This is a genomic window from Bacteroidota bacterium, assembly GCA_018698135.1.
Taxonomy (GTDB): Bacteria; Bacteroidota; Bacteroidia; order CAILMK01; family JAAYUY01; genus JABINZ01.
Window position 1 is genome coordinate 21,700 of the sequence record JABINZ010000221.1, and the last position, 13,684, is coordinate 35,383.

Annotated in this window: 10 protein-coding genes; 5 read left to right on the forward strand and 5 right to left on the reverse strand. The window is 33.7% G+C overall.

What is annotated here, in order from left to right; genetic code table 11:
• Window positions 1-130: 130 nt before the first annotated feature.
• Entirely contained in the window at window positions 131-994 is an 864-nt protein-coding gene (gene rfbD / locus HOG71_14160; GenBank protein MBT5991991.1) for a dTDP-4-dehydrorhamnose reductase, read from the forward strand.
• The gene (locus HOG71_14165; GenBank protein MBT5991992.1) at window positions 995-2,725 is read left to right on the forward strand and encodes a phospho-sugar mutase; all 1,731 of its coding nucleotides are present in this window, start codon (window positions 995-997) and stop codon (window positions 2,723-2,725) included.
• A gap of 82 nt (window positions 2,726-2,807) precedes the next feature.
• Here the strand turns inward: HOG71_14165 and HOG71_14170 are convergent, their stop codons facing one another.
• Window positions 2,808-4,412, reverse strand: a complete 1,605-nt coding sequence (locus tag HOG71_14170; protein MBT5991993.1) for a T9SS type A sorting domain-containing protein — start codon at window positions 4,410-4,412, stop codon at window positions 2,808-2,810.
• Between the two features lie 182 nt (window positions 4,413-4,594).
• Window positions 4,595-5,812 carry a DEAD/DEAH box helicase gene (locus HOG71_14175; GenBank protein ID MBT5991994.1) on the reverse strand — a complete coding sequence of 406 codons (1,218 nt, stop codon included), beginning with the start codon at window positions 5,810-5,812 and terminating at the stop codon, window positions 4,595-4,597.
• 406 nt (window positions 5,813-6,218) lie between these two features.
• Between HOG71_14175 and HOG71_14180 the strand changes: the two genes are divergently transcribed.
• The 3 genes from HOG71_14180 (at window position 6,219) to HOG71_14190 (ending at window position 10,173) form a co-directional block, all read left to right on the forward strand.
• Entirely contained in the window at window positions 6,219-7,595 is a 1,377-nt protein-coding gene (locus HOG71_14180) for a hypothetical protein (GenBank protein ID MBT5991995.1), read from the forward strand.
• 206 nt (window positions 7,596-7,801) lie between these two features.
• Window positions 7,802-9,166, forward strand: coding sequence for an MBOAT family protein (locus tag HOG71_14185; protein MBT5991996.1), 1,365 nt, complete (start codon window positions 7,802-7,804; stop codon window positions 9,164-9,166).
• Window positions 9,167-9,291: 125 nt separating this feature from the next.
• Window positions 9,292-10,173, forward strand: coding sequence for a hypothetical protein (locus tag HOG71_14190; protein MBT5991997.1), 882 nt, complete (start codon window positions 9,292-9,294; stop codon window positions 10,171-10,173).
• Here HOG71_14190 and purB read toward each other — a convergent pair.
• The 3 genes from purB to HOG71_14205 all read right to left on the reverse strand — a co-directional run bounded on the left by purB (window position 10,106) and on the right by HOG71_14205 (window position 13,445).
• Complete coding sequence (purB, locus tag HOG71_14195; GenBank protein MBT5991998.1) at window positions 10,106-11,482, reverse strand: adenylosuccinate lyase; 1,377 nt, start codon at window positions 11,480-11,482, stop codon at window positions 10,106-10,108. The two genes, HOG71_14190 and purB, sit on opposite strands and share 68 nt — an antisense overlap.
• A gap of 224 nt (window positions 11,483-11,706) precedes the next feature.
• Entirely contained in the window at window positions 11,707-12,618 is a 912-nt protein-coding gene (locus HOG71_14200; GenBank protein ID MBT5991999.1) for a DUF3078 domain-containing protein, read from the reverse strand.
• A gap of 14 nt (window positions 12,619-12,632) precedes the next feature.
• Window positions 12,633-13,445: a mechanosensitive ion channel gene (locus tag HOG71_14205; protein MBT5992000.1), complete on the reverse strand. Its 813-nt coding sequence runs from the start codon at window positions 13,443-13,445 to the stop codon at window positions 12,633-12,635.
• Between the last annotated feature and the right edge of the window lie 239 nt (window positions 13,446-13,684).

The window sequence follows — 13,684 nt, forward strand, 5'->3', positions numbered from 1 at the left end:
AATTAATGGGAATGCTAAAGGGCTTTCTTTTATTTTATTCACATATTCACATAGAATTTGATGAACTAAGTAATCTAGCTAAATTAGCGGTTCAAATTAGCATCCTTTGATTTTGTGTAAATAACGATTCATGTCATTAATTTTAGTAACTGGTTCAGATGGACAGTTGGGTAGATCCATCAAAGTAATTGCAAATCAATATCCGAATTTTGACTTTATTTTTACGGATGTAGGTCAACTTGATATCACCAATCAGGATCAAATAAACCAGTTCTTTCATGATAAACGACCAAGTTACCTGATAAATTGTGCAGCATATACTGCTGTCGACAAAGCCGAGACAGAAATAGAGTTGGCCAAGCAACTGAATGTGGAGGCTTGCAGGATGTTGGCGAACGCTTGTAAGGAGTATGAAACAACCTTGATTCATATATCAACTGATTTCGTTTTTGATGGACAAAAGAATCAGCCTTATATCGAAGAAGATGCCACCGAGCCGGTTTCAGCCTATGGGAAATCAAAATTAGCAGGAGAAAAGACCATTGTTGATAAGTTAGATGATTTTGTCATCTTTCGTACGGCCTGGCTTTATTCAGAATATGGACATAATTTTGTTAAAACGATTATGAATAAAGGAGCTGAGTTAGGCAAACTGAAAGTTGTTTACGATCAGATTGGAACACCTACTTATGCACTTGATTTAGCCAAAGCAATTTGTGATGTTATAAGTACCCCTTGTTTTAGCAGGGGAATATTTCATTTCACAAATGAAGGAGTGATATCGTGGTATGATTTTGCCAAAGCGATTGTAGAAATAGCTGACATAGAATGTGAAATTCAACCGATACCTTCAGTAGAGTTTCCAACGCCAGCGGTCAGGCCGAAATATAGTGTATTAGACAAAACAAGTCTAAAGAGCACCTATTCAATGCAAATCCCTTATTGGCGAGATAGTTTGAAAAAATGTATTAATAATCTTAAGAATATTAAATAAATGAGTGCAATCGATAAACAAATAATGGATCAGGTTGATATCTGGTTAAGTGGTAGTTATGATGATGAAACCAAACAAAGCATTCGCCAACAATTAACAACTAATCCAAATGAAATAATAGATTCATTCTACAAAAATCTTGAATTTGGAACAGGAGGGATGCGTGGAAAAATGGGCCCCGGAACCAACCGAATGAATGTGTATACAGTAGGGATGGCAACACAGGGTTTAGCCAATTATTTGTTAAAAATGTTTCCAAATCAGGAAATTGCCGTTGCTATTGCATATGATTGCAGGATTAACAATCATTTGTTTGCTGATACAACAGCTAATGTTTTATCTGGTAACGGAATCAAAGTATATTTATTTGATGGTATGCGACCAACTCCTGAATTGTCATATGCGGTCAGACATTTAGGCTGTCAGAGTGGTATTGTTATAACAGCTTCTCACAATCCAAAAGACTATAATGGTTATAAAGTTTACTGGGATGATGGAGCTCAATTGGTAAATCCTCATGATCAAAATGTGATTGACGAGGTACTTGCCATCAATAGTATAAATGAGGTTAAATCAGAAGGAAATGCAGATTTAATCTATTCTATTGGAAAGGATATAGATGTAGCTTATTTGGCTGAAGTTGCTGCCCAGGCTTTAAATCCAAATGTAGAAGGAAAAGAAAAGGTGAAAATTGTTTTCACTCCACTGCATGGAACTGGAGGCGTTTTAACACCACAGTTTTTAATTGACTTAGGTTATACAAATACGGTAGTTGTTGAAGAACAGATGGTTCCTGATGGAAATTTCCCAACTGCAAAATCTCCAAATCCCGAAGAACCAGCTGCCTTGGAAATGGCTATAAAGAAGGCCAAAGAAGTGGATGCAGATATTGTTATGGCCAATGATCCGGATGCCGACAGGATTGGTATTGCTGTTAAGGATAGCAATGGAGCTTATGTTTTACTAAATGGAAATCAAACAGGAGCCATATTGGTCAAATACATGCTGGAAAGTCTAAAAAAACAAAATAAGCTAAGGGGTAATGAAATCACTGTAAAAACAATTGTTACTTCCGAGTTATTGAAAGAAATTTCAGATAGCTATGACGTTAAACAATATGATGTATTAACTGGTTTTAAGTGGATAGCTGATATTGTTAGAAAGCAGGAAGGCCAAGAAAACTTTATTGTTGGATTGGAAGAAAGCTTTGGTTACATGATAGGTGACTTTGTTCGCGATAAAGATTCTGTTTCTGCTGCTTTAATAATCGCTGAAATGGCTGCTGTATCTGCATTAGAAGGGAAAAGTTTGTTTGATAAATTGATGGATGTTTATTTGGAATATGGCTTCTACAAAGAAGGATTGGTGAATATTGTGAAAGAAGGAAAATCGGGTGCCGAAGAAATAGTAGCCATGATGAATAATTTTAGAAAAAATCCTCCCAAAGTAATCGCAGGATCAAAAGTTAGTATTATCAAAGACTATGAGGCATTGATTGAGAAAAATCTATTGAATGGAATGGACAAACAAATTGATTTGCCTCAAAGTAATGTTCTTCAATACATAACTGAAGATGGAAGCAAAATTTCTGTTCGTCCATCAGGTACCGAACCTAAGATTAAGTTTTATGTGAGTGTTAAAGAAAACTTAGATCACAAAAAAGATTATGATAAGGTGAATAAGCTGCTTGATGATAAAATCAAAAATGTTTTGAAGGATTTGGGACTATAATTTGTAAAAGACTTCCTTGTTCAATAATCAGAATTGATTTTTAATGGAACATTGGATATTATACATGCATATTTATATCCATTTACTGCCTTTCGAACTTCAGAATTTGTGTGCCCTCTGATGAGTGAAAATGCAGAAAGTATATCCCAGGACGTAAATTAGACACATCTATTTGTTGTTCTTCGTAATTAGTCATTTTGTAAATGGTTCTCCCAATAAAATCATTCACTAAAATTTCATATTCAATATTTCTGCTGTTTGGCATTTCGATCTTTAAAATATCACGACAAGGATTGTTGATAATTCGAATAAATTGCTTTGGAATTTCAAAATTTTGAATAGATGTAAAACACAACTGAATTTCTTCTGGTGTTGCATCATCACTTTCCCCAGCTGAAACACTTTGCCATATAGGAACTGTTGTTGCAATAGATGAGGTTGCATTGTATGTTGAAATAGAAGGGTTATATATTTGGGGATTGAAGTTTTTTTGGTTGCAGCCAGAATTTCCTGAAAGATTTGTTTTCACAACATAATACTCATAATCTGCTGTTCGCATAAATTGAGCTAAAGAATTTGTATAGCCAGATATGATAATTCGGTTGCTGGACAATAATTGTGTATTGTTTATCTGAGTTCCCTCTTCATCCAAACTTCCATAGGTTGTAAACCAGTCGAGTGAACCACTCATGTTAAATTTAGCCAAGTATAAATCCCGATTACCTGCACCGAAACTTTCTGTAAAACCTCCCAGGTAATAACCAGAAAAAGAAGTTTGAAATAAAGACCCGATTATGTCATCTTTGTTACCTCCAAAGGCTTTTGTCCAGATTTCGACTCCATTATTGTCTGTTTTAATCAATAAGTTATCAGCCATACCTGCCCCAAACGAGGAAGTCATTCCGCCAATTAATAAATCTCCATTTGCCTCCTGAATAATACAATAAGCATATTCATGAGCATTTCCTCCATAAACCTTTGCCCACAAAATATTACCAGATGAACTCATTTTTATTAAAAGGATATCATGCTTTCCAGCTCCAAAAGAATAAGTTGCTCCAACAATAAAATAGTTGCCGTCATTACTCTCAATTATCATATCTCCCCAATCATTCTGATGAGCTGAAAAAAGTTTTGTCCACATGAGTTTACCATCACTATCTATCTGAATCACAGCAATGTCTTTTAATCCTGAATTATAATACCTGCTATCTCCTAAAATGATGTAATTATGATCGCTTGTTTCCAATACATACCAATTCAGGTCTTCAGCTGTTGTACCAAAGGTTTTTTGCCATATCACATCACCCATATGGTCTGTTTTGATCACATATATATCATAATCTCCAACACCAAAGCTTTTTGTATGTCCTCCGATCAAAAATCCACCATCTGAAGTGTTAATCAATGACTTTGGATCATCATCGCTCTCACCTCCATAAGTTTTTGACCATAATATATTTCCTGAGCTATCAAATTTTGAAAGCATGATATCCATTTCTCCCTGACCAAAACTTGTCGAATAACCAACAATCGCATATCCATTATCCTCCGTTACTGCAAGTGATCGTGGTTGTTCATCTGCACCTCCTCCATATTTTTTCTGAAATATAGATTGAGCATGATTGATAGAGAAATATAATAAGAAGAATGTACAAAAGGCAAGTCGAGTAATCATGACTTTCATCTTAAATTGTTTTCTCAAATATACAACATATTTGAATCGAGCTTGCTTGTAAGTGCAAATTTATTTTGTTTATAGCACTCTCAATTGTGGTTGTAAATTGCTGTAATTTAGTTATTTCTGTATGATATGTGCTGGGTCATTCTGATAGTTGATAATAATCAAACCCAAATTTGCAAAAAGCCTCAATTTTTACCTCTGTAGCTCTTCTTCTTTTTGTAGTAATTCCTTTTGGAGGTTGATTTTGGTTTTCGGTCTTCCCAAATCGGTCCAGGACCAATATCAGCTGGAAGTTCAAGCTTTGGAATAGCGTATTCAATCAATTGTTCAATTCTTCTAAACTTGTGCATATCCTTCGGATTTACAAGTGTTAATGCCTCTCCTTTTGCATTTACTCTGGCCGTTCGTCCAACTCGGTGCACATAATCTTCTGCATCATGAGGAACATCAAAGTTAACAACCAAATTAATCTCCTTCACATCTATTCCACGACTCATTACATCAGTAGCTACTAATATCCGAATTTGTTTGGCCATAAATCCTCGGAGTACACTCTCTCTGCTAGCTTGATCTAAATTTGATGAAATACCTTTTGCAGCAAGTTTAGCTCTATTCAATGATCTGACGATTTCATTCACCATGCTTTTGGTGGACGTAAATATAATAATGCTGTCGAAATGCTTACGTTCAACAATTAATTGTGTTAAAAGGGCTACTTTTTGTTCATCATAACAAACATAAGCCTTATGATCTATTCCTTCAGCAGGTTTTGAAATGGCCAATGATATTTCAAGTGGATTACGTAAAATCTTTTTTGCTAATTGCCGAATATTGTTAGGCATAGTTGCGCTAAACATCAAAGTCTGTCTGTCTTTTGGCAAATGCATAATGATTTTTTGGATATCATCAATGAAACCCATATCAAACATCCGATCGGCCTCATCCAAGACCAAATGCTTCAGATTATCAAATTTGGCATTTCCTGATTGTAAGTGCGACAACAAACGTCCTGGAGTGGCAACAATAATGTCTGTCCCATTTTGTAAAGCATCTTGCTCTATAACCCAATCTTTTCCATCTCCACCGCCATATACGGCAATTGAACCTACTGGGATAAAATAGGAGAGCCCTTGTATTTGTTGTTCAATTTGTACTGCTAATTCTCGTGTTGGTACGATGATTAATGTATTGGTTGTATTGTTATTCTGACCACTTAGTTTATTGAGTATTGGTAATACGAAAGCAACTGTTTTTCCTGTACCAGTTTGTGCGCATGCTATTAAATCGCTGTTTTCTAAAATCAAGGGAATGGCTTTCTCCTGAATAGGTGTGGCTGTATCAAAGCCCATATAAGAAATGGCTTCCAAGAGAGGTTCCTCAAGATTAAATTCAGAAAATTTCATGTAATAATTTAATTTGCGATGTTCTATCACAGAACATTTGAAATACAAAATTAATACTATTTAATTTGGATGCACTCATTTGTTTTATACAGTTCATAACTAGTGAAATAAAACATATTGATTTCATGACCTCTGGTTACAATTAAACAATTATTAAAACAGCAATTACATCTTTTTAGATTTACAAAAACTTATATTTTGATTAATGCTGAGATTACAGAAATGAATCGCGATAAATGAATTCTATTTCTCCTGTAAAAAACATAATTTTTGTTCAAAGAAAATACGAAATTTATATTCTCAGCCGGAATCGCTTCGCTTTTACATGATTTTTTTTCATTTGTCTGTAGGTAATTTCAAAGAAAAAAAATCATGTATATTTGATTATAAATCAAAGTCTGCAATCATGAAAAAAATAGCTTTCTTACTCATATGTTTGTTAGCAATTCTTGGATCTGAAGCCAAGGATGTTTCCATCAGTTTGGTAAATGAAAACAATTTGCCATTAACTATTTGGATGGGATCCATACCCTCAAAGGATAATATTTATTCGGATGACGAAATTGTCCAACTGAGTGAGCAACTCAATATTACTGCTTATAAGCGAAAAATGGGAGAGGGACGCAAGCTTCAGGTAAGTAAAAAAGGATTACCCAATAATCACGTTTTAATTATTTATGGAAAATTTGATGGAGGAAGTCGAACTGCCGTTCAACGATTTTATGTTAAGGAGCTAGGTGCTAAATTGACAACTACTTTTGAAGAAATCAAGATTTATCGTCCAAATAAATCCTATTTTAACATTGTGAAGGATTTAGAAAGCAGCGGTGATGCTGTGGAAGGATTTGCTGTTAAAAATGCCAACTTGGTTGGAATGTTTTTTTTATATGACGTACAATCAGATACTTATTCCGATGTATTTGTTTTTGATCCAAGCATTAAATTACCAATCGAAGAGCTTGAGCAAAACAGTAATGAGGTAAGTGATTTTATATCAAAAAATGCTACAGCACCTTTTCATAATCTTTCAGGAAAATTGGTTCGTAAAATTCCAGAAGAAACAGATGAGGTATTTACTGAAGTGGTATTTCCTGGATATACCCAAAGAGAACAGTTTTTTGGTGATAAAGATTTTAAATTTTTGACATGGTCTATTACCAATAGTCAGGAAGTTCAAACCAAACTTGATAAACAGCAATTTTTACCGCTTTACAATTCATGTAGTTTAGCAGATAAGAATGATGTGACTCGAAAATTTATGCGTCAGGTTAATAAGGATGTTGAAGCAAACTATCATTTATTCTATATTACAGGAATTCGTAAGTCGGATAAAGTAGAAGTTTTTTCTTCTGAATTTGATGCATTAAACGATTATGATGAACTTTTAGATAATGATATTAAAACGAAAACTGGAGCTTTTCGTTTAAATGAAAACACTGAAGTTGTCTTTAGTCAGGAAAACATGGTTAGTTACATCAAAGGGCATGATATAACGCCACTATTATACTTTATGATTGGTAAAAATGAGAGATTTGACGAAACAGAGTTTGATGCCGAGAATTTGGTAGGTATTTACAGAGAATTAGGAAATTATATCCAATTACCTGAACTGGATGGTGAAATTGAGGCACTTTATGAACCTGATTTAACCATCTCAACAATCAAGAAAAATCTGCAGGATCCAAAAATATTAGAATCGATTGAAAATCGCTTAAAGGAAGATTTACCAGTTTCAATACCAGCAAAGGCTATTATTGCTGCTGACAAAAAAAACGGAGAGTAGATAGGTTCCAGATCCTCTTATTTAGGGATTATTGTGATTTTGAATATATGTGATTTCATTCCACTGCATTAGTTCCATTGTGAAAACCTATGTTGTTTAATTCCTTCCATTTCCTAGTTTTTTTTCTTGTATTGAATTTCTTGTTTTTTACTCTTCCCAAAAAACATAGGTGGCTTTTGCTCTTAGTGGCATCTTATGTTTTCTATATGTTTTGGAAACCCTCCTATGCCATATTATTACTTATAAGTACAATCACTGTTTATTATTCGGCTCTTTTGATGTCGAAAACTGCAGAAAAGACGAAAAGAAAAAAGTATATATGGATTAGCATTTTTGTTAACCTTGGGATTTTATTTTTCTTCAAATATTTCAATTTCTTTGCTGATTCACTGGTCGGGTTTACTAGTCTTTTTGGTGCAAATTTCCAATCGCCAAGCTTGAAAATATTATTACCAGTTGGGATATCTTTTTATACGTTTCAGGCAATTGGTTATTCCATTGATGTGTACCGTGGGAACCAACAAGCAGAAAGGCATTTTGGGCGTTTTGCCCTTTTCATTTCCTTTTTCCCCCAATTGGTTGCTGGCCCCATTGAAAGATCAAAAAAATTGTTACCACAACTGAATAAGTTGGATGCGACTTTTGACTATCCCCGAATTTCTGCAGGCTTGAAACTGATTTTGTGGGGGTTTTTCAAAAAGGTAGTTATAGCCGATAATCTGGGCATTTTTGTTAATGAAATATACAACCAACCTGAATTGTATGGTGGTTTTCAATTTGTTTTGGCAAGCGTTTTATTTGGATTTCAAATCTATTGCGACTTTTCCGGTTATTCAGATATTGCTATAGGAATTGCCCGCATCATGGGTGTAAAGCTCATGATCAATTTCAAAACACCATTTTTTGCTAAATCAATTTCTGAGTTTTGGAATAGGTGGCATATATCGCTCTCCAGCTGGCTAAGGGATTATTTGTTTTTACCCTTAGCATGGAAATTCTCAAATCGATTGAAACAAGAATCCTATGGATATTTCAAATCAACTAGTCTAATTTATACAGGAGCAGTTTTGATTACTTTTGCATTAACCGGATTATGGCATGGTGCAAATTGGACATTTGTCATTTGGGGAATTCTTCATGCGCTTTACCTTTTGCTTGATTTTTATAGCAAAAAAGCACGGAAAAAGTTTTTCAAGTCGGTTGGAATAAAGAAAAAATCGAAAGGCTTAAGGGCTATTTCCCTAATCCTGACTTTTGTTTTGGTTTCTTTTGCTTGGATATTTTTCAGAGCAAATAGCACTTCTGATGCTTTTTTTATTATTCAGAAATTATTTAGTGCATGGGATAATTATTCAATTCCCGAATTAGATAAAATATTTTATGTAATAGGGGGTGTTGTTGCTCTTGTACTCATGATAATTATAGAAATTGTTCTTAAGAACAAGCAAATTGAAAGCTTGTTTGAAAACCATCCACGCATCATTAGGTGGTCATTTTATTACTTATTAATTGCATTTATATTTGTTGTTGGTTATTTTGGCGATGTTGCTTTTATTTATTTTCAATTTTAATGGCACTTTTTTTTAAACGAATATTGATTTTTTCAGGCATAATTATTATGCTTTTTACTTGTTTGGAAATTTGGTCGAGGAGGGTTTTTCGGACTGAAACTGATTTGTATTTGAAATTCAGGTCTTTGGAAAGAGTAAAGGATAGTGTAGAAATTTTGATCATTGGCAATTCCCATTTAGAAAAAGGAATCAACCCACAATATTTAAGTCAAAAAGCATTTAATTTAGCTTTCAGTGCACAAGATTTATATTATGATCATGCTGTATTTAATCATTATTTAAACGAATTACCCAAACTGAAAACGCTTATTATAGGTGTTGATTATTTCTCTTTTGGATATGATGAAAGCAAAACATCCATGTACTATGTGAGGGATTATCATAAAGAATTAAAGATTAAGCCACAAAACGGAGTATCCTATTTGTATCTGCTAAATCATTCAATTTTTTGGATTTACAGAGCCAAGTTTATGAAATATTTGCTGAGTGGATTTCCACCCATAAACCCACACCCTTTTTCTGAGCAATTGGAAGTGCCCTTACAAAGCGAATTTGATCAAATGCTTATGTCAACAGGTTATCGCGCGACTTGGACAATTATGAATGATGAAGAATTAGAGCAGGATGCAATGACAACAAGCAGCCGCGGACTTAAACTTTACAATTCAGAACTTGAAGAAGGATTAACTCACTACCTAAAAGAGATTATTGAATTATCACTCGAAAAAAGCATACAGGTGTTTTTGGTAGATGCACCAGTAAGTCAGTATTATCAAAGTGCATTAACAGAAGAAACTAAATCAACGTATAGCGATTTATTGAAGCAAATTCTAGCAAACTATAGTGAGGTTGAATATATAGATGCCAAATCAATTTTCAATTCTAACAATGAATTGTTTTATAACTCAAACCATTTAAATGTCAATGGTTCTGAGCGCTTTACACTTTATCTGGATTCGGTAATTTCGAAAAATCAGGCACTTTTCCCGTATAATTATGCGGACTGATTCGTTTCATATACGATTTCAATTCCTCGTCAAGCGCTAATCCATCGATAAATTCGTGTAATTCATCTTTGCCAATTTTTTTATTTTTCCTGGTCAGTTTTTTCAAGGCTTCATATGGATTTGGATAAGAAACCTTTCTTAAAATAGTTTGGATAGCTTCAGAAACCACCACCCAATTATCTTCTAAATCGGAGTGTAATTTGTCTTTATTAAGTTCTAATTTTCCAAATCCTTTTTTCAATGATTTTAAAGAAAGCAAGGTGTGGGCAAAAGGAACACCTATATTTCTTGTTACTGTAGAATCTGTTAAATCACGTTGTAATCGAGATATGGGCAGTTTTGAACTCAAATGCTCAAATGCAGCGTTTGCTATTCCAAAATTTCCTTCTGCATTCTCAAAATCTATTGGATTTACTTTGTGAGGCATAGCTGAAGAGCCTACTTCTCCTTCTTTAATTTTCTGCTTGAAATAATCCATCGACACATAGGTCCACATATCTTTTGACAAGTCCAGCAAAATGGTATTGATTCGCTTCATGATGTCAAACATGGCTGCCATGTTATCGTAATGCTCAATTTGCGTAGTAAATTTTTGACGTTCTAATCCAATTTTATCCAAAAACATACTGGCAAAAGCAATCCAGTCAGAATCTGGATAGGCGGCATAATGTGCATTAAAATTACCAGTAGCTCCACCAAATTTACCTTGAATCGGTATATGTGATAAGAGTTTTAATTGTTCCTCTATACGTTCTACAAATACTTTAATTTCTTTTCCTAAAAGGGTAGGGCTGGCAGGTTGACCATGTGTTTTAGCTAGCATTGGAATGTGTTGCCATTCAAGGGCTAAATCTTGTAAAATATGAGTCAGGTTAGTAAGCTCAGGTAAGTAAACATTAAATAATGCATCCATTAACATCAGTGGACCAGCTGTATTATTGATATCCTGAGAGGTTAATCCAAAGTGAATGAACTCCTTGTGTTTTTCCCAGCCGTTTTCTTCAAATTTCTCTTTGATAAAATACTCAACTGCCTTCACATCATGATTGGTAATTGCTTCAATTTCCTTGACCTTGATAGCATCATCAATAGTAAAATTTTGATGAATATTTCGAAGGGAAGCAAAGTTCTTTTTATCAAATGCTTCCAATTCATCTAAGAAATTGCATAGAGCAATGAAATACTCAATCTCAATAAAAACCCGATATCGAATTAAGGCATATTCAGAAAAGTAGGTTGATAGTTCACTCACCTTTGGTGCATAGCGTCCATCAATGGGAGAGATCGCTTGAAGATTATAACTTTTCATTTTAATTCAATAAAGGATTAAATATATCAATTTTTAAGGATGCAAATTTAGGAATTTCTATTCAGACCTGATTGAATGATAAGCGATTGATGCTGTTTATGAAATAGAAATAATTTCAAAACAGTTAGAAGGTTATAAAATTCAAACCTTACATCATCTTGTCTAAAGAGTATAGAATTGTATCCTTCTACACTAATTTCTAGTATAGATAATTTAAGGCTTAATTAAAACTTATAGGAAAATCCGACTCCAAATAATTCCTTGAACTGCACTCTAGGTTCTTTATCCGTGCTATTTTCAATATCAAATAAAACATCCTGATCCCAAATTAGTAGGGTATTGATATTCACAGAAATGTATTTGTTGATTTTCATGGCCATTAATACTTCCCAGTTCACGTCTACTTTTTCAGGATTTTCCAAATAATTTGTAAACAAATCCAGTTTAGTAAGAAGGTTAATATTTTTACCCAGATCTTTCTTGTAGATGAATTTTACATAAGCACCAAATTCAAATCTTATAGTTTGTCCTGGAGTTATGATATTACCTCCAACATCTAGAACTGCAGGAGTAACACCGAATTTTCCTGCATCAGCTAATTCCTGTGCCATAACGAAAGTTGTTTTCCCAGTTAATGGAGAAATTAATAAGCTAAAGTTGTCGTTTGGTTTGAAATCCATACCAATTGCCGCAGTCAGATAGGCAGGAGCAAACAAAGAGGAAATACGTACGGAGTCGTTAGGATATTTAAAGCCGTCATTCATTTGAGTTTTAAAACTCAAAAAACCACTATAATACCAATGTTTAAAAGCATATTGTCCATATTTAGATGTTAATTCAATTCGGTCGTCTGCTTTTCGCAAATCGGTTTCACCTTGTTTGATTAATCCATAAGCAATATCCAATGTATTATCCCAGCTCGTGCGGTCTTTCTTATAATTGGCGAATAGGTTAAACATGCCATTAACAGAAATTGAATTTTCACCTCCTGCAGCCCAATTGGTTAAGGTTAACTGATTTACCATTAATGATCCTGAACCACCTTTTTTCCAGTTTTTTGTTGAATCAACTGCATCTTGAGCTTGCATTAAACTAAAGCAAAACAAGGTCATAATTAACAATATAACTTTTTTCATCTGTTTGATTTTAATTATTTCTGGACGTGAACATCCATTTGAGGATAAGGAATTGATATCTTATTCGCATCTAAAGCTTTCTTCACCTTCTCAGTCATATCAAAATATACTGCCCAATAATCTGCACTATTAACCCAAATTCTGAAGGCAAAGTTTACTGAGCTATCAGCCATTTCAGAAACAAGAATATCATACATTGGATCTTTTAAAACTCGAGTATCTTCATCAGCTAATTTTGCTAATACTTCACGTGTTTTGTCAATATCATCATTATAGCCAATACCAACAGTCAGATCAACACGTCTTTGAGGCTTGGTTGTTTTGTTCACAATAGTTCCAGTTGATACCGGTGAGTTAGGAAGTATTATAGTTCGACCATCAAATGTTTCAAGTAATGTACTAAAGATCTGTATTTCTTTTACAACACCACCTTCACCTTGTGACTCAATATAATCGCCAACTTTAAAGGGTTTCAAAAGTAAGATAACCACACCTCCTGCAAAGTTTTGTAAAGTTCCAGATAAGGCCAATCCAATTGCCAAGCCAGCTGCTGCAAGAATGGCAATAAATGAAGCCATCTGAATACCGATCATTGAAGCTACACTAATAATGAGTAAAATTCTAAATACTACACCAATCAAGGATAATAAGAATGGACTAAGTGATTCGTCCAGTTTCTTTTCTTTGAAAGTTTTCCCTAGTATTTTAATAAAGTGCTTTATAATCCATAAGCCAATAAGTAATGTAATTATGGCTAAAATAAATTTTGGAGCATATGTCATTAATAACTCCATTCCTTTTTCTGTGTATTTGTCTAAATCTCCCATTTTATTTTCATTCTTTATTTTTGATTTTTCATTCTTTTAGGTCATTATTATGCCAAAAATAATAAATATTATAAAAACACTATTAATCGAATTATAACAAACATAATAATTAAGTTTATTCATATTTTTTTCGGACTTTCGTACTGAGATTTTCTCCTTTCTGGAATTATTCTTAATATTGACACTCTCAAAATAGGTAAATAGTTTTCATTGATTGTCAAACAAATTTAAATAATTAC